15 protein-coding genes are annotated in these 17,833 nt (G+C 34.7%); 12 read left to right on the top strand and 3 right to left on the bottom strand.

Annotation, left to right across the window (positions count from 1 at the left end; genetic code table 11):
• Window positions 1–352 precede the first annotated feature (352 nt).
• The gene (locus A9D35_RS08550; RefSeq protein ID WP_066221609.1) at window positions 353–1,879 is read left to right on the top strand and encodes a GH3 family acyl-acid amido synthetase; all 1,527 of its coding nucleotides are present in this window, start codon (window positions 353–355) and stop codon (window positions 1,877–1,879) included.
• Window position 1,880: 1 nt separating this feature from the next.
• On the opposite strand, the gene A9D35_RS08555 is transcribed toward A9D35_RS08550, so the two are convergent.
• The gene (locus A9D35_RS08555; RefSeq protein ID WP_235817875.1) at window positions 1,881–2,561 is read right to left on the bottom strand and encodes a M48 family metalloprotease; all 681 of its coding nucleotides are present in this window, start codon (window positions 2,559–2,561) and stop codon (window positions 1,881–1,883) included.
• The gene (locus A9D35_RS08560) at window positions 2,536–3,438 is read right to left on the bottom strand and encodes a mechanosensitive ion channel family protein (RefSeq protein ID WP_066221611.1); all 903 of its coding nucleotides are present in this window, start codon (window positions 3,436–3,438) and stop codon (window positions 2,536–2,538) included. Before A9D35_RS08560 ends, A9D35_RS08555 begins: the two co-directional genes overlap by 26 nt.
• 283 nt (window positions 3,439–3,721) lie before the next feature.
• On the opposite strand from A9D35_RS08560, the gene A9D35_RS08565 reads away from it, so the two are divergent.
• Entirely contained in the window at window positions 3,722–6,043 is a 2,322-nt protein-coding gene (locus A9D35_RS08565) for a patatin-like phospholipase family protein (RefSeq protein WP_083191661.1), read from the top strand.
• Window positions 6,044–6,054: 11 nt separating this feature from the next.
• Here the strand turns inward: A9D35_RS08565 and A9D35_RS08570 are convergent, their stop codons facing one another.
• The gene (locus tag A9D35_RS08570; protein ID WP_066221617.1) at window positions 6,055–7,296 is read right to left on the bottom strand and encodes a cation:proton antiporter; all 1,242 of its coding nucleotides are present in this window, start codon (window positions 7,294–7,296) and stop codon (window positions 6,055–6,057) included.
• Window positions 7,297–7,464: 168 nt separating this feature from the next.
• Between A9D35_RS08570 and A9D35_RS08575 the strand changes: the two genes are divergently transcribed.
• The 10 genes from A9D35_RS08575 (at window position 7,465) to A9D35_RS08620 (ending at window position 17,783) form a co-directional block, all read left to right on the top strand.
• Window positions 7,465–7,800, top strand: coding sequence for an arsenosugar biosynthesis-associated peroxidase-like protein (locus A9D35_RS08575; RefSeq protein WP_066221620.1), 336 nt, complete (start codon window positions 7,465–7,467; stop codon window positions 7,798–7,800).
• A gap of 54 nt (window positions 7,801–7,854) precedes the next feature.
• A complete protein-coding gene (arsS, locus tag A9D35_RS08580; protein WP_066221623.1) occupies window positions 7,855–8,910 on the top strand; it encodes an arsenosugar biosynthesis radical SAM (seleno)protein ArsS in 1,056 nt (351 codons plus the stop codon).
• Between the two features lie 240 nt (window positions 8,911–9,150).
• Window positions 9,151–9,825, top strand: coding sequence for a TIGR04282 family arsenosugar biosynthesis glycosyltransferase (locus A9D35_RS08585; protein WP_066221625.1), 675 nt, complete (start codon window positions 9,151–9,153; stop codon window positions 9,823–9,825).
• Window positions 9,822–10,634, top strand: coding sequence for a purine-nucleoside phosphorylase (locus tag A9D35_RS08590; protein WP_066221631.1), 813 nt, complete (start codon window positions 9,822–9,824; stop codon window positions 10,632–10,634). The genes A9D35_RS08585 and A9D35_RS08590 overlap by 4 nt, the downstream gene beginning before the upstream one ends.
• Window positions 10,635–10,795: 161 nt before the next feature.
• Window positions 10,796–11,686 carry a sterol desaturase family protein gene (locus A9D35_RS08595; protein WP_066221634.1) on the top strand — a complete coding sequence of 297 codons (891 nt, stop codon included), beginning with the start codon at window positions 10,796–10,798 and terminating at the stop codon, window positions 11,684–11,686.
• A complete protein-coding gene (locus A9D35_RS08600) occupies window positions 11,679–12,380 on the top strand; it encodes a DUF547 domain-containing protein (RefSeq protein WP_066221637.1) in 702 nt (233 codons plus the stop codon). Before A9D35_RS08595 ends, A9D35_RS08600 begins: the two co-directional genes overlap by 8 nt.
• Window positions 12,373–13,074 (top strand): TIGR04283 family arsenosugar biosynthesis glycosyltransferase, encoded by a 702-nt coding sequence (locus A9D35_RS08605; RefSeq protein ID WP_066221640.1) that lies wholly within the window; start codon window positions 12,373–12,375, stop codon window positions 13,072–13,074. Before A9D35_RS08600 ends, A9D35_RS08605 begins: the two co-directional genes overlap by 8 nt.
• A 75-nt stretch (window positions 13,075–13,149) precedes the next feature.
• Window positions 13,150–14,688, top strand: a complete 1,539-nt coding sequence (locus A9D35_RS08610; protein ID WP_066221642.1) for a carboxypeptidase-like regulatory domain-containing protein — start codon at window positions 13,150–13,152, stop codon at window positions 14,686–14,688.
• A 201-nt stretch (window positions 14,689–14,889) separates the two neighbouring features.
• Window positions 14,890–16,188 (top strand): NAD(P)/FAD-dependent oxidoreductase, encoded by a 1,299-nt coding sequence (locus A9D35_RS08615; RefSeq protein ID WP_066221645.1) that lies wholly within the window; start codon window positions 14,890–14,892, stop codon window positions 16,186–16,188.
• On the top strand, window positions 16,185–17,783 hold the full coding sequence (locus A9D35_RS08620; RefSeq protein WP_066221647.1) for a 4Fe-4S binding protein: 1,599 nt from the start codon (window positions 16,185–16,187) through the stop codon (window positions 17,781–17,783). The genes A9D35_RS08615 and A9D35_RS08620 overlap by 4 nt, the downstream gene beginning before the upstream one ends.
• Window positions 17,784–17,833: the final 50 nt, after the last annotated feature.

The following is a 17,833-nucleotide window of genomic DNA, read 5'->3' on the forward strand; positions in this document are numbered from 1 at the left end:
ATGTAATATTTCATTTTTTTCTGTTGAAGCACGTGTAAACCCTTTCATTCTTACATCAATTTCAATCATCTATTTTTAATTGATAGTGTATTTAAATAGACTAAAGATTTAGCACACTTAGATAAACAAAGATATAAAACCTAAAAGTACATTTTTAACTCTAATCAATTTGATGCTTCGGCAGTCAGTTATCAGCCCTATTTAATCCTTAAAAATTATGTACTACATTGGCACAGATAATTATTTGTTTTAGAATAAAATTTCAGGCATTTAAGTTATATTTTAGATGAATAGAGTACTTCAGGTTACGCTTAAATAATTACATTTATATCGATAAATAATCGCATAAAAAATGGCTATAATTGGTAGTATTATAAAAGGTGTTATTCAACTAAAAGACACATTAACTCCAGAATCGAATCCTGTAGAAAATCAGAAATTGGTTTTAAAATCATTATTAGAAACCGCTAAAGACACTGCTTTTGGATCTCATTATAATTTTAGCGCTATTTTGCAAAGCGAAAATATAGCTAAAGCGTATGCCGACACCATACCTTATTTCGATTATAATAAAATTAACGACGAATGGTGGTATAGGTTACACGAAAACGAAACCGATATTACCTGGCCCGGAAATCCAGATTATTTTGCATTAAGTTCTGGAACTACCGGTAATTCTAGTAAGCGCATTCCTGTTACTAAAGAGATGATAGAATCTATTAGAAATGCAGGAATAGAACAAGTTTTTGCTCTTAACAATTTCGATTTACCGTCTGATTTCTTTGAAAAGGAAATCATGATGCTTGGAAGTTCTACCGACTTAATTGAAAAAGAGGACCACATGGAAGGAGAAATTAGTGGGATTAGTGCGAGTAATATTCCGTTTTGGTTTCGCGGGTATTACAAACCTGGAATAGAAATTTCAAAAATTGACGATTGGGACGAGCGCATACAACGCATCGCAGAAAATGCTAAAAATTGGGATATTGGCGCACTAAGCGGCATTCCCTCTTGGCTTGAACTCATGCTTAAAAAAGTTATCGATCATCACAATGCAAACGACATTCACGATGTTTGGCCAAATTTACAGGTTTACACTAGCGGAGGCGTAGCTTTCGAGCCTTACGAGAAAAGTTTTAACGCCTTAACCAAAAAGCCAATTACCGTAATTGATACCTACTTGGCTTCCGAAGGTTTTATAGCCTTTCAAGCACGACCGGAAACCTCAGCCATGCAATTGGTAACCGATAATGGTATTTATTTTGAATTTGTACCGTTTAAAGCGGAATACATTTTAGAAGATGGCTCTATAACTGCAGATGCTCCTTCAATTACTTTAGCCGATGTTAAACAAGATGAAGAGTATGTCCTTATTATAAGTACAGTGTCTGGAGCATGGCGTTATCTTATAGGAGACACTATAAAATTTACAGATGTAGAACGTGCCGAAATAAAAATTACAGGACGTACAAAATTCTTTTTAAACACTGTAGGGTCGCAGCTTTCTGTAAATAAAATGAATGATGCCTTACTCCATATTGAAGAAGCTTTTGGTATGAAAATTCCTGAATTTACTATTTGTGCGAAGCAATACGATGGCGATTTTTATCACAGTTGGTATTTAGGAACCGAAAACACAGATAAAGACGCCCAAAAAATAGCCGAAGCCATAGATTCTTATTTAAAAGACGCCAATAAAAATTATAAAGTAGCTCGATCTAAAGCTCTAAAAGGAGTAAAAGTAAACCTTATAAAACCAGAATTGTTTTACGATTGGAATGCTGAAAATAAAAAGAAAGGTGGCCAAGTAAAAATGGAACGTGTTATGAACGAAGACAAATTTGCTACTTGGGAATCTTTTATAAAAACTAAGTCTTAAATTAATCCGACGCTTCTTTTGCGTCACGCTCTTCAACAAGAATCATAATTTCTTCTGGCGATAAATAATATTTCCGCATTCTATTTTTATAGCTTTCGGGAATATTGGCATGATCGAGTATGAAATTTTTTGTCGCTATTATATATTTTTCCATACCATTTGAAATGGCATAAGAATCTGCCGTACGCTCGGCTTCTCTTAAATAGGAGTCTGAAAACAAATATTTAAAGCCAAATCCAATCAGTCCGAAAGCACTTCTGTTTTGATAATCTCTTACATGGCCTAATTCGTGCCCCAACCAGCCCACAATAATTTCAGAAGGAATATGCTTTGTAGAAAATTCACTACCGGTAATTTTTATTTTCTTACTAATAAAAATCACATACCTACGCTTCTTTCTATTTTTAAACAAACTCTTAAATTCGGGTTGCGCCTGCATCGTCGATTTTTTGATATCCTTTTTAAAACGGATAGCAATACTTACTTCGGCCAACTCCGGGTAAAAGGAAAAGGCCAATTTAGCCTCTTCTTGAATAGATTCTGGCACCGAATGATAATCGCTTAATAAAACTGTAGACATAGATTGTGATTGTAATAGAACAACTAAGGGTACTAAAATTACTTTTGAAAACAAAAACTCTAATCGTTTTCCTAATTTAGTTTGTCTCTTTTGGTGTGTCATCTTCAAGTGCTACGCCATTAAATCCTGCTGGAAAATCAAGTGTTCTAATTGGGAACGGAATGTTAATATCATGGGCATCAAAAGCAGATTTTACAGCTATAATAGCTTCAGATTTTGCTTTCGCCACCTCTAAGGCAGAGGTAGATTTTATCCAAAATCGCGTTTCAAAATTAATAGAGCTATCACCAAATTCTTTAAACATAAAAAGCACATCTTGTTTACTTTCTACAGCTTCAAAATGTTCCACGATTGTTTTTACAACCAAGTCTCTAACAAATTTTAAATCGCTATCGTAAGCCACGCCACAATCTAAAATAACTCGAGATTGCGAAGTACTAGAAAAGTTTTTAATCGGGTTTTCAACGACCATTTTATTTGGCATGTATACCAGATTATTATCGGCTTGTTTTAAAGTTACCGATCGCAAATCAATATTAACAACTTCACCTTCTACGCCGTTAGTTTCAACCCAATCTCCAAATTTTATAAAATGTACATACGATAAAATAACACCCGAATAAAAGTTTGCTAAAGCGCCCTGTAGAGCCAAACCAACAGCTAAACCTACAACTCCAGCACCCGCCAACACTGTTTTTAGGGCATCATCTAAATTTAATATCCCCAATACGATAAACAGCCCTAACATGATTACGACAGCAGAAACCAATCTAGAAATTAAATGCTTCATTGATTTTTGAAGCTTAGTACGATCTAGTAATTTTAAAATTAATTTATCTACATATTTAGATAAGAATAATACAAGTAAAAATACGAGCAAGGCTATTATAAAATTAGGCAACCCTAATACTAAATCTTCAAACCAAGCATCTAATTTTCCCAGCATTTTGTTCCATGCCTGAATCATTTTATCCTTCATAAATCGTTTTTACTTTAAATTTTTACCTTCATAATATACTAAAAATAGTGCAAACCCATTTCATTTTTAGCCGTGCTTTATATTAATTAAAATACCCCAACTCATTTAAACAATTCAACCTTCTTAAAACCAGATAAATACACTAACAACACTGCGCTTCAAACCCCGATCTATCAAACAAAAACACAGTTAAAATAAAGCATGTTAAAATTATAAGGAACTTTAAATTTAATTTAATTGTTATTAAGTTTGCATTGCTTTTCGATAGCCAAACTCAATTAAAATGAATCTACTTCGCCCCCTTAAAAGTCTTATACTTTTCTTTTTTATTTTATTGCCTTTACTTGAATTACATGCTCAAACTGAAGAAGAGCCCTTAAAAAAGAGGCCCAAAATTGGTGTAGTTTTAAGTGGTGGTGGCGCCAAAGGCATGGCTCATATCGGGGTTTTAAAAGCCTTGGAGGAAGCTGGCATTTATCCGGATTATATTACAGGAACCAGTATGGGTAGTATAGTGGGTGGATTATATGCTATAGGCTGGACACCAGAGAATATTGAGACTATGGCCAATAAAATAGATTGGAATTTTGTGCTATCCAACAATATTTTACTTAATAAAGTAGCCTTCGAAGAAAAAGACTTTTACGGCCGATACCTCGCCGAATTTCCTATACGTGGTAAAAAGATAACCCTCCCTCAAGGTGCGATAGAAGGACAGGAATTAACTTTACTGTTAAGCAAAATTACAAGAGAAGCCCATAGTGTAAAAGATTTTAACGATTTCCCTACCCCGTTTGCTTGTGTTGCCACAAACATAGAAACCGGAGAGCCCGAAATTTTAAATTCAGGCTCCTTACCCGAAGCCTTAAGAGCGAGTATGTCTATACCGTCTATTTTTACTCCCATGGAAATAGGAGACAAACTTTATGTGGATGGCGGATTAACAAGAAACTTTCCTGTTCAAGAGGTTTTAGATATGGGTGCAGATATCGTGATAGGTGTTTTTGTTAGTACAGATTTAAACAAAAAAGACAAGTTACAGTCTATGATTTCAGTTTTATCGCAATCGGCTTTTGTGATGAGTGTTCACGACTCCAACAAACAAAAGAAACTTGTAGATATACTTATTGAACCAGAATTAGGCGATTATTCTACCGGTAGTTTTAAAAACACACCCGAAATTATAGAAATAGGTGATAAAACAGGAGAAAAATATTTACCTGTTTTTAAAAAACTCGCCGACTCTTTACGTCCGTTTGGTTTACGAAAAAAACCAGAACCCCTTCCTTACAAAGAAAGCTACGACATTAAAGAAATTATTGTAAAAGGCAACGAAAACATCCCCATAGATCTTATTTTAGGAAAAATGGATATTCAGCCAAATACAAATATTTCTATAGATGATTTAGAAGAAAAAATTGTGATGCTGTATGGTACGCAGTATTTTTCTAAAATTGTATATACCATAGAAAACGACAACAAACTTATTTTAAAAGTTAAGGAAGCCCCTAAGGGAGCTGTAAAAATTGCTGGACATTACGACTCCGACAACTACGCGAGCTTACTATTTAATCTTACCCTAAGAAATATGTTACTTCCAAATTCCAGGTTTGTTACCGAAATTAATTTCGCTCAGAACCCCGGTGCACGTTTAAACTATTTGAAATATGTGGGAGAAAAACAAAATCTAGGAATTACCTTGGGTTCTACAATATTTAAATCGGAAGTGCCATCTTACTCCGATATTAATCACAACAATAATATTGAAATAACTAGAACGGGACTTCTTAACCAATTAACATGGTTTAGCCATATTGGGGTTCAATCAACTTACAATACCAATCGTTCCGCCGGTGTTTTATTAGGCTATAATTTTGAACGTTTTACTCCAGAAATTACCGATCAAGTCTCTGAAGGCGATGGAAACGAAATTGCCATAGACGTTTATAAAAGTAAGGAATTTAATCTTCAGGCTTTTTACACCATAAATACTCTAAATAAATTATACTTTCCTACCAAGGGTATCTTTTTTGATGCTCGGTTAAATTATTATTTCGGTAGACATTTCGACATTGAAATTGACGAATTTAACGGTGATGGTTTTGATTTAAATTTAACCCCTGAAGCCATCTGGAAAATAGAAACTAATTTTGGTGGTGCATTAAAATTAACACGAAACCTTACTTACTTAGGAAATGCAAGATTGGTGATGAATAACGGGACTTCGGAATTAGAAAACTTTTCTCAAAACACCTTTATTGGAGGATTTGCTCCTAGAGGTCTCTATGTGCAACCCTTTTGGGGAATAGATTCTAAATACATTTCGGCATCAAATTTCTTCTTTGCAGAATCTCAACTTCAATGGAATTTTAAAACTAATTTTTATTTGAATTTTGGAGTCAATTATTTAGACTTAGAAAACCCGATGCAATGGATTAAAGATGACATTATAATTACCGATGCCGATTATCAAAGACAATTTGGTTTTATGGCTACAGCAAGCTACTTCTCTATAATCGGACCAATTTCAGTGGGAGTTTCTAAAGGACAACACCATAAAGGTATTCAGGGCTTTATTAGTATTGGATATGCTCCAAAATATTAAACCCAAACCATTTATGCCAATAAGCGTTTTACAAGTCTACCTACAGTTAACCCTTGAACTAATATAGAAAACACCACTAGCATATAGGTAATTACCAAAAATAATTCGCGATGCATCTCGGTAGTTAAGCTCAGCGCTAAAGCTATAGAAATACCACCACGCAATCCGCCCCAAGTCATAATCTTATCGGTTTTTGGCACAAAACCTATTCGTTTTTCGAACATACTAATGGGTCCGTATAAAGACAGGTATCTACTAATTAAGGCAATTGGAATAGCACATAATCCTGCCAAAATATAGGCCCATTTAAATTCTAAAACCAACATTTCCATACCTATTAATACAAATAAAATCGTATTCAATAGGATATCGACTAGTTCCCAAAATTTGTCGACATAATTTTCTGTAATTTCAGACATGGCGCTACCTCTTAGTGTATCATTTCCTACCACAAGTCCCGCAGTTACCATGGCTAAAGGCGAGGATAAATCTAATTTCTGAGCTATCACGGTTCCAGACATTACTGCAGCCAAAGTTATAATAACTTCAATATCATAATCATCTATAGACTTCATTAACCGGTACGTACCATACCCTAAAAGCAGTCCTAAAATAATACCTCCAATAACCTCTCTACCAAATAATTTTAAAACCTGACTAATCTCAAAACCATCCCCTCCGGTCGAATTGGCTATTTGAAAAATAGTTAAAAACACAACTACTCCAACCCCATCATTAAACAGAGATTCTCCAACAATTTTGGCTTCCAAATCTTTAGGGACACCCACTTTTTTCAAAATCCCTAATACTGCAATGGGATCTGTAGGGGAGATTAATGCCCCAAAAAGCATACAATAAATCAAGTCGACATTCAAACCTAAAAGCATTAAAACACCATACATCATCACGCCTATTAAAAATGTAGAGCCCAAAGTTCCTAACGTCGCAAATACAAAAACTGGCCAGCGTTGTATTCTTAACTGCTCGAAATTGGTATGTAAAGCTCCCGCAAACAACATAAAACTCAGCATTACATCTAACAGTACAGTTTTAAAATCGATTTGGGTAATTAATTTCCTTTCGGCCAATAACAAGGTTTTGTCTATGGTAGCAATACCTAATACAACTAGGGTAAAAACTAAAGTCACCAACATTAACCCTATGGTATTTGGCAACTTTAAAAATCTCACATTTATATAACCAAAGGCAGCAGAAAGCGTAACCAAGGCCGTAATTATTACAAAATAATCCATAGTTCGTATTTAAGTCGAATAAAATAAAACATAATTATACACATTAACAACAACTTAGGAGAATCAATTTAATAATAGTATAAATTAGCTGTTAATTTTAGTCGCACGTCCCGACTTAGTCATTTTTAAAAACATTAAATATTTATAACAACACTTATTCAAAATACTATGCAAAAGACCTATTACGACCCGGCCGACCTAAAAAAATTCAGTAAAATTTCTGAATGGAATGAAACTTTAGGCGAAAAATTCTTCGATTACTACGGAAAAGTATTCGAAGAAGGTGCCTTATCAGAAAGAGAAAAATCCTTAATTGCATTAGCCGTTTCTCATACCGTACAGTGTCCATATTGTATTGATGCTTATACTGGAGATGCCTTACAACGCGGTATTACCAAGGAAGAAATGATGGAAGCTTTACATGTATCTGCTGCCATTCGCGGAGGCGCATCTTTAGTACATGGTGTGCAAATGATGAATAAAGTAAATAAATTAGAAATGTAAGTTTCTAAACTTTGTTCAGTCTAAAACAAAAGCAAATACATTTAACATCTTTTAATGATTCATACTTCTTTACAAAAACGCAATAGTGATTTAGCACAAAGTAACCGTCAGTTAGAATTTTTATCGAATGGTATTTTTAAAAACGGAGACTTACCAACATTCAAATCTAAGCTATCTGAAACCGCTCAATTTCCACTGAAAGCAAAAAAACTAGAGATCTTACAAATCAATGTAGGATACATGTGCAACCAAGTTTGCGCACATTGCCATGTGGATGCGGGTCCAGACCGAAAAGAAATCATGACGCGAGACACCATGTTACAGTGTTTAGACGTTATAAAAAACACAGGAGCACACACTTTAGATTTAACTGGAGGCGCTCCAGAGATGAATCCGGATTTTAGATGGTTTGTAGAGGAAGCTGCGAAAGCAGGAATTAAAGATTTTATTGTACGCTCTAATCTCACCATTATTCGTGCTAATAAAAAGTATCATGATTTGCCCCAGTTTTTTAAAAAACATAATGTACATGTAATAAGTTCGATGCCACATTGGACACAGGGTAAAACCGATAAACAACGTGGGGACGGTGTGTTTGCAAAATCCATTCAGGCTTTAAAAGACTTAAACGCCATAGGTTACGGTATACCGGGTAGCGGATTACGATTAGACCTCGTTTACAATCCGTCGGGTGCTTTTTTACCAGGAAATCAAGATGCTTTACAACGCGATTTTAAAAAGGCTTTACTAGACGATTTCAACATTCAGTTTCACAATCTATTTGCCATAACCAATTTACCAATAGCTCGGTTTTTAGATTATTTAATTGCTTCTGAAAATTATGAAGATTATATGTACAATCTTGTTGAAGCATATAATCCTTCTGCTGTCTCCAATGTTATGTGTACAAATACCTTGTCTGTAAGCTGGGACGGCTATTTATTTGATTGCGATTTTAATCAGATGCTAGAATTGCCAGTAAACAGCAAAGTGAAACATATTTCTGAATATAACGAAGACCTTCTAGAAAACAGAGAGATTGTGATTTCTCAACATTGTTATGGCTGTACCGCCGGGGCAGGAAGTAGTTGTCAGGGAAGTGTTATTTAACCAAGCCTGCAACAACACCTTGCTTATTGGATATTGTTTTTTTGAATTTTTACCGAAGACAGAACAGAATCAGCAAGAATTAAACATCTTTTTAGAAAATCACTTCTTGTTATAAAACGGGAGGGCTTTCAGTTAAAAAATGATTAAAAAACAATGCGATATCAAGCTATTTAATCTCTAGATTGTATTTTTGAGAAGCAGACATTTCGTTCTCTCAATGGATAATAAAAACACAAATTTATGGGACTTCTAAGTTCAAAAGATACGGGTAGCGATAATGAAGTTGCTTATAACTTTCATTTTCCAACCTCGAAAAAAGCATTAATAATTTTTACTAGAAACCCAGAACTAGGCAAATGTAAAACGCGTTTAGCTAAAACCATTGGCGACCAAAATGCTTTAGATATTTACAACATCCTATTACAGCATACCGCAAAAATTGCAGCTCCAGTAAAAGCTGATCGTTATGTGTTTTACTCTGAAAACATCCAGAATGAAGACCTTTGGGATACGGAACTTTTCAGAAAAAAATTACAATCGGGCAACACTTTAGGCGAACGCATGCAGCATGCGTTTTCAGATTTATTTCAGAATTACTACAAGAAAGTGATTATTATTGGTAGCGACATTTTAGATCTTACTACCGAAATGATTGACGAGGCTTTTAATCAATTAGAACATCACGATGTTGTTATTGGTCCAGCAAAAGATGGTGGTTATTACCTGTTAGGCATGAAAACTTTAGCGCCTCATATTTTTGAAAACAAAGCTTGGGGAACAGAAACCGTGCTACAAGACACTCTAAAAGATTTAGAGAACAAATCGGTATCTTTACTTGAAGAATTAAATGATATTGATACTTTTGAAGATATAAAAACGTATCCGCAATTAAATAAATTCACGATAAAATCATGATAAAATATATAAACGAAACCACAGAATACTTATTAAATAAAGGCTTCGACAAACCAGAAATTGGAATTATTCTTGGAACTGGATTGGGCAAATTATTAGAAGATGTAAACATCATTCACGAAGTTAGCTACAACCACATCCCCTATTTCCCTACAGCAACGGTAGAATTTCATAAAGGAAAATTAATTTACGGCGAACTGGAAGGTAAAAAGGTTGTTGTAATGCAAGGCCGTTTTCATTTGTATGAAGGTTACTCGCTACAAGATATTACCTACCCGGTTAGAATCATGGAAAAATTAGGCATCCATACCTTATTGGTTTCTAATGCTTCTGGTGCTGTTAATTTAGATTTCCAAAAAGGCGACTTAATGCTTATAGATGACCACATTAATTTACTTGGTGGATCGCCTTTAGCTTTTAAAGGGGTATCTAAATTGGGCGAACGTTTTGTAGATATGAGTGCCCCATACGACAAGGCTATAAATGAAACATTTAAAAGCATTGCCAAAGCAGAAAATATTACCTTAAATACCGGTGTTTATGCCAGTATGCTAGGGCCACAATTAGAAACCCGTGCAGAATACCGCATGCTTAAAATTCTTGGTGCCGATGCGGTAGGAATGAGTACCGTTCCAGAAATTATTGTTGCCAATCATTTAAAATTAAAGGCTGCAGCCGTTTCTGTAATCACAGATCAAGGTGATCCAGATAATTTACATCCGGTAGATATTAACGATATTATAGCGGTAGCCGAACAAGCAGAACCTAAAATGATTACGCTGTTTAAAGAGCTTATAAAAACCCTTTAACAAGCATTAAAAAATATTAATGAGGCTGTCCGAAAAGTTTAAAAATCTATCATTCTGAATACCTATCTTCCAAAAGACATGGCTGTTCAGATTGACGAAAACGCAACATTTTAGGCAGCCTCATAAAATTAGTCCGACAACCCATTTCAAATTTTTGAATTATGGATAAATACATAGACATTATTCAACGGTCGTATTCGGGCTATTGGCGCTATTTAAAACACGAATTAATTACCGTAAACCATTGGGATAATTATTTTTATGGTTTAATCATTATTTCCCTAATTGTTTGGGGCTTAGAAATTGCATTTCCTTGGCGTAAAAATCAGGCTATTTTCAGAAAAGATTTTTGGTTAGACACCTTTTATATGTTCTTCAATTTTTTTCTTCTGAATTTAATTGTACTCATAGCCTTATCGAATACCGCTGCACAACTTTTTAATGATTTCTTGGGCGTTTTCGGGCTAACCCTTCAAAACTTACAACTTTTTGATGTAGACGACTTGCCAAAAGCACTCGGGCTATTCATCTTTTTTATAGTAAGCGATTTTGTACAATGGAACACACACCGCTTATTACACCACATCCCAATATTGTGGAACTTTCATAAAGTGCATCACTCTGTAAAAGAAATGGGGTTTGCCGCGCATTTACGCTACCATTGGATGGAGCCTGTTGTTTACAAGTCTTTGCTCTATATTCCTTTAGCGATAATTGGTGGTTTCGACGCACAAGATGTGGCTTTTGTTCATTTTTTCGCAATTACTATTGGGCATTTAAACCATGCCAACTTAGGTTGGAGTTACGGTCCGTTTAAATACATACTTAACAATCCTAAAATGCATATTTGGCACCATGTAAAACACTTACCAAAAGAACACCAATCGGGCATAAACTATGGCATAACCTTAAGTATTTGGGATTATTTGTTTAAAACAAACTATATTCCTCATAACGGAAAAGATATAGAATTAGGGTTTGAAGGTGATGAACATTTTCCGAAACATTTTATGGGTCAGGAATTATATCCTTTAAATAGAAAAGATGCGTAAATCTATAGTCGTACTACTTATAATTTTTGGTATTATACCCTCTGTATTTTCACAGCAGGTAAACCATGACATATGGACTACTGTTTTAAAAGAAAACGTCGATAACAACGGACATGTTAATTACAAAAACTTAAAACAACATCCACAGAATTTAAACACCTATCTCGACCTACTTTCGAAAAGTAATCCAAATTCTAGTTGGTCTAAAAATGAAACTTTAGCCTTTTGGATTAACGCTTACAATGCCTTTACCATTAAACTGATTATAGACCATTATCCTATAAGTAGTATTAAAGATATTAGCAAACCTTGGGATACACCTTTTATCTCTATTAATAACACCTCTTATTCTTTAGGAGACGTAGAACACAATATTTTAAGAACTATAAACAAACCACAAATTCATTTTGCTATCGTGTGTGCCTCCGTGTCTTGTCCTAAATTATTAAACGAAGCCTACACTGCAACACATTTAAATGCGCAATTAGATACTGCAGCGGTAAATTTTATCAATTCAGATAAAAACCAATTAACCGCCGGAACCATTAAACTATCTAAAATTTTTAAATGGTTTTCTAAAGACTTTAAAACCAAAGGGTCTTTAATTCAGTTTATAAATACTTATGCCAAACATCCTATAAATGCCGATGAACACATAGGATATTTAAGTTACAATTGGGATTTAAATGAGTAATATTTCTATAATAATACCCGTTATTAATGAAGCTAAAAATATTCAGAAATTAATACCGTATCTCCTTAACAACACGAATCCAAAAGATATTTGTTCTATTATTATTGTTGATGGAGGAAGTACAGATGGTACTCAAAAGGTGGTTAAATCTTTTAAAAACGTTCAACTTGTTATTTCAGAAAAGGGTCGTGCAAAACAGATGAATTTAGGAGCAAAACACGCCAAAGGAACTATTTTATATTTTCTTCATGCAGATTCTTATCCGCCAAAACACTTCGACAAGGAAATCTTAAATGCTGTAAAAGATCATTATGAATCAGGATGTTTTAAAATGGCATTTACCAGTCAACATTGGTGGCTAAAATTAGCGGGATGGTTTACCCAATTTAACTGGAAAATATCTCGTGGTGGAGATCAGAGTTTATTTGTAAGTCAATCGCTATTCCACTCCCTTGGCGGATTTGACGAAAGCTATAAAATTTACGAAGACAATCATTTTATTCAAAAACTATACAAAACATCAAACTTTAAGGTCATTCAAAAAACGCTAACCACATCTGCCAGACGATACGAAACTATGGGCATTTGGAAACTTCAATACCACTTTTGGATGATTCACCTAAAATACAGATTAGGCGCCTCTCCTGAAACACTTTACAGCTATTATTTGAAGCACATAACTGTTAAAAACTAATAAATTTTACTTAATTAATTTATAAAGTACATTTATGATTTGGTGTAATATTCTACTTTCACAAAAACTACCAACATGAAGCACCTTTACCTTTTCTCCCTAATTCTGTTCTGTATATTTTCAAAATCTGTTGTTGCTCAAACCGAAATTCACGCCAGAGTAATCGACTCTATAACACAAGCTCCAATTGCATACGCTACAGTTTCGTTTAATAATACTTCCGGCGTAATTAGTAACGATGTCGGGCAATTTCAGCTTCAAATTAACACGCCAATCACAGAACAAGACTCCCTGTTTTTTAGTTGCTTAGGATTTGAATCGAAACAGTTCTCTGCCAAAACATTTCAAGACAGTCTAGTAGTTTTAAAACCAAAATCTATTGAATTAAACGAAGTGATGTTGTTCAATAAAAATTATACTGTCGATGAAATTATGGACAAGGTAGAAGAGCAACTCGATAAAAACTATACGGCAAGCTTCGAAAAAAGCAAACTCTTTTTTAGAGAGACTTACGAGTCTACCATCCTTAAAAAATCGGTAAAAATTAAAGAATCGACCATTCCTGAATTTAATCAGGAATTAACCGATAGTATTTTAAGAGATGTGCCTATAAACTCATATCATTACACCGAGATTTTAGGTGAATTATATAAGAACAAAACCGATAATTCTGCAGACACCATAACCAAATTAGATATTATAAAAGCCTCTGAATTATATGACAAAAATAATGAAATGACCTTCGAGGCTTACGAGAAGCAACTAAACGATATTGTTAAAAAACGGGTTAAACGCGATTCGTATTTCAAAATTAAATCGGGTTGGTTTGGCACCACCCAAGATATAGATTCTACAGTTTTTCAAGACCATTCTAACACAAAATCTGAAGCTTATATAGAGGCCGAAAAGAAAAAAGAAGCGGAAAAGAAAAAGAATTTTTTAAAATACAGAAAACGTGTTATTCACAATCTTGAGAAAAATAGTTTTGTAAATAAAGACTCTTACTTAAATTTTATTCACAAGTCTAATCGATACGAATTTGAGTTGCTTGATTATTCATTTTTAAATGATCAATACGTGTATAAAATTGCGTTTAAACCTAAACGAAAAGAAGATTACAAAGGCGTTTTATACATAAACACAGATGATTTTGCCATAATTAGAGTCGATTTTTCGAACGTAAAATCACTAAAAACATTTAAACTTTTAGGTGTTTCATTCGACGTGTATTTAAGAAAAGGAAGCTTAATTTACGCTAAAAACAAGGCGAATACCTATAGCTTAAAATATGCCGAAATTGAAGGTGCAAACAAAACAGGAATAGACCGTCCGCTTAAAATAATAGAAAAAAACAAACATGTTAAAGGCCGTAGAAAACAAAATGAACTTTCTGCCGATATTCATTTTATTGCCACCAATCGTTCTAAAAAAGAAATGGTTGTATTTGAAAACGAAACCATAACCGAAGCCGACTTTAATGCCTTTACAGAGAAAGCCGACATTAAACCTATTTATCAACCCGCTTACGATCCTGAATTCTGGAAAGGATATAATATTATAGAACCAAATAAAGCCATTAAAGATTTTAAGAGTATCGATTCAGACCAAGACTAGAGTAAATTGAACATGGCCTATATTTAAATGCTTCCACTTTTTTTCAAGAGGAAGCTTACCCCTATTCTGTTAAAAATAAGCTAGAAAGCAGATGAAACCCCTGATTTACCAAATTGATTATGCTTAAATTTAAATAAAATTGAGGGTTTTGCATTAAGTTTTCATCTATTGATGCGACATAATTATAAATACATTAAATCTATGGAGCATATTGTAATTATTGGCAATGGTATATCTGGCGTCACTTTGGCACGTCATATTAGAAAACTATCTGACAAGAAAATCACAATTATTTCCGCTGAAACAAAATACTTTTTCTCCCGTACCGCATTAATGTATGTGTATATGGGACATATGAAATTTGAACACACCCAACCCTACGAAAACTGGTTTTGGGAAAAGAACCGCATAGATTTAATACAAGAAACGGTTACTGCAATACATCCTGAAAGTAAAGAACTGCTGTTTAATAACAACACCACTCTTAATTACGATAAACTCGTTATCGCCACAGGTAGCAAACCCAACAAGTTTGGATGGCCCGGACAAGATTTAAAAGGTGTTCTAGGCATGTACCATAAACAAGATTTAGACTTGCTAGAACAACTGGCACCAAACAATTCGGTGTGTAAACGAGCTGTTATCGTGGGAGGCGGACTTATAGGTATTGAACTTGCAGAAATGCTCTCGACTAGAGATATTCCCGTAACCTTCTTGGTAAGAGAGTCTAGTTTCTGGGGCAATGTACTTCCTAAAGAGGATAGCGAATTAATTAATAAACATATTACATCGCACCACATTGACTTAAGATTATCATCAAACTTAAAGGAAATTATTTCTGATGATTCGGGACGTGTAAAATCGATTATCATTGAAGAAACGGGAGAAGAGATTCCTTGTAATATTGTGGGACTTACAGCTGGTGTCTCTCCAAATATTGCGTTTTTAAAAGATAGTGGCATAGAGACCAATCGCGGGGTTTTGGTAAACAAAGAGTTACAAACTAACATAAAAGACATTTATGCTATTGGCGATTGTGCCGAACAACTCCAGGCCATTGGCGAACGTCGACCAATAGAAGCGGTTTGGTATACCGGCCGGATGATGGGAGAAACCCTAGCCCAAACCTTATGCGGAAATACCATGCCGTACAATCCGGGACATTGGTTTAATTCTGCTAAATTTTTCGATATAGAATATCAAACTTATGGTTGGGTGTATGCAACCCCGAAACCGAAGAACACGCATTTTCACTGGCAGCATAACGACAATACAAAATGTATTACTATTGAATATGAACTTGAAACAGGAATCTTTAAAGGCATAAACACCTTTGGCATACGAATGCGTCACGACGTTTTCGATCGTTGGCTTACCGAAAATGCCACGGTTAATTATGTGATAGATCACTTAAAAGAAGCCAACTTCGACCCTGAATTTTATAAATCTTTTGAAAAAGATATTCAATCTACTTTCAAACAACAAACAGTAAGCTTATGAGTCTTAAATTAAATAAAAGCATGTCGCTTTCTTCGCCAGATGCCGCCGATCTAAATACCAAACAAAAAATAGGTACGGCAATTGGTATGGTTGGGCTGTTTATTTTTGTACTCGCTATTTTTAACATTACCCTACCTCATCCTACTTTAGTTTTAATCGCAGGATTGGGCTTAATTACTTTGGGTGTTGTGGTCTTTACTCAAGGGAGTTATGCCCACAAACAACCAGGAATAAAAAATGATGCTGTTTGGTTTAAATCTATTAGTTCGCGTGGTTTCTGGGGCTGGATTACAGGAGTAGCCCTTACTGGTTTTTACATCATCTTATACTTTTACCCGCATTTACTCGGGCTCGGAGCTAAAGGTGAACCCAACACCGGCCTTATCGCGGTTTTCGACCCTTTAAGTAGAGCCCTCAGCGGAAACCCTGCCAGTCAATGGTTTGTTTACGGAACCTTTTATACACTAGCCATAGTTGTATTCGGATATAAATTTTTAAAAAAATATCGTCATAATAGGTACGAACAATTACGAACCTTTTCGGTGATGTTCTTTCAATTAGCCTTTGCTTTTTTTATTCCAGAGCTCATGGCTCGATTAAATTCTGATACCTTTCATTTGCCATACTACGATTTAAAAAACATGTGGCCCTTAAATTATTATAATTTTGAACAGTATCGGGTTAACGATTTTATTAATGCAGGGACCGTGGGGTTGGCTTTACTTCTCTTCGGAATTATCTCCATTTTTGTCATTTCGCCAATTTTAACCTACAAATACGGGAAACGTTGGTATTGTTCTTGGGTTTGTGGTTGCGGTGGCTTAGCCGAAACTGCTGGTGACTCTTTTAGACAGTTAAGTAACAAAAGTCTGAAAGCCTGGAAACTAGAACAATGGTTGGTACATACTGTTTTAGTTTTTGTGGTAATAATGACCACCGCTGTCATTTTTACGTATTTAGGCTACGACCCAAATAAATATTGGTTAACACGCGATGTATTTCTTGCCTTAGTCGGTGGATTTTTAACCCTTATATTCTCATTAACCATGATTTTTAAACGTCATGAGTTAGGTAAAGATGCCAAATACGGGGCTATAGGCTATTTTACAGTTATTGTAGTTTTAATTGCCATGTATTATTTTGGAGGCACAGATAAATTATTCTTTTTTAAAGCTGAAACACTGCGCTCTACATACGGATTTTTAATAGGATCTATCTTTTCTGGTGTTATTGGCACAGGGTTTTATCCCATTTTAGGAAATCGCGTTTGGTGTCGTTTTGGTTGTCCTATGGCGGCTGTTTTAGGATTTCAGCAACGTTTATTTTCAAAATTCAGAATTACAACCAATGGCGGGCAATGTATTTCTTGTGGAAATTGCTCTACCTATTGCGAAATGGGGATCGATGTTCGTGCTTATGCCCAAAAAGGAGAAAATATTGTACGTTCCAGTTGTGTGGGCTGTGGTATTTGCAGCGCTGTTTGTCCGCGTGGCGTTTTAAAACTAGAAAACGACGGTATGAAAGGCCGTATTAATTCGCAAGATGTTTTATTAGGAAACGATGTGGATTTAATGGATCTGGTAAATCAAAAATAATTTTGAATAAAATCTTTAAAACGTATAGAAAACCATAAGGATAACTCCTA

Origin of the sequence: Formosa haliotis, from assembly GCF_001685485.1 — a bacterium.
GTDB lineage: Bacteria > Bacteroidota > Bacteroidia > Flavobacteriales > Flavobacteriaceae > Formosa > Formosa haliotis.

Bases quoted from the DNA above. Each gene is read 5' to 3' on its own strand.
- A9D35_RS08560 (WP_066221611.1), bottom strand. From the start codon at position 3,438: ATGAAGGATAAAATGATTCAGGCATGGAACAAAATGCTGGGAAAATTA.
- A9D35_RS08585 (WP_066221625.1), top strand. From the start codon at position 9,151: ATGGGACTTCTAAGTTCAAAAGATACGGGTAGCGATAATGAAGTTGCT.
- A9D35_RS08620 (WP_066221647.1), top strand. From the start codon at position 16,185: ATGAGTCTTAAATTAAATAAAAGCATGTCGCTTTCTTCGCCAGATGCC.
- A9D35_RS08555 (WP_235817875.1), bottom strand. From the start codon at position 2,561: ATGACACACCAAAAGAGACAAACTAAATTAGGAAAACGATTAGAGTTT.
- arsS (WP_066221623.1), top strand. From the start codon at position 7,855: ATGATTCATACTTCTTTACAAAAACGCAATAGTGATTTAGCACAAAGT.
- A9D35_RS08595 (WP_066221634.1), top strand. From the start codon at position 10,796: ATGGATAAATACATAGACATTATTCAACGGTCGTATTCGGGCTATTGG.
- A9D35_RS08570 (WP_066221617.1), bottom strand. From the start codon at position 7,296: ATGGATTATTTTGTAATAATTACGGCCTTGGTTACGCTTTCTGCTGCC.
- A9D35_RS08590 (WP_066221631.1), top strand. From the start codon at position 9,822: ATGATAAAATATATAAACGAAACCACAGAATACTTATTAAATAAAGGC.
- A9D35_RS08575 (WP_066221620.1), top strand. From the start codon at position 7,465: ATGCAAAAGACCTATTACGACCCGGCCGACCTAAAAAAATTCAGTAAA.
- A9D35_RS08600 (WP_066221637.1), top strand. From the start codon at position 11,679: ATGCGTAAATCTATAGTCGTACTACTTATAATTTTTGGTATTATACCC.
- A9D35_RS08550 (WP_066221609.1), top strand. From the start codon at position 353: ATGGCTATAATTGGTAGTATTATAAAAGGTGTTATTCAACTAAAAGAC.
- A9D35_RS08605 (WP_066221640.1), top strand. From the start codon at position 12,373: ATGAGTAATATTTCTATAATAATACCCGTTATTAATGAAGCTAAAAAT.
- A9D35_RS08610 (WP_066221642.1), top strand. From the start codon at position 13,150: ATGAAGCACCTTTACCTTTTCTCCCTAATTCTGTTCTGTATATTTTCA.
- A9D35_RS08615 (WP_066221645.1), top strand. From the start codon at position 14,890: ATGGAGCATATTGTAATTATTGGCAATGGTATATCTGGCGTCACTTTG.
- A9D35_RS08565 (WP_083191661.1), top strand. From the start codon at position 3,722: ATGAATCTACTTCGCCCCCTTAAAAGTCTTATACTTTTCTTTTTTATT.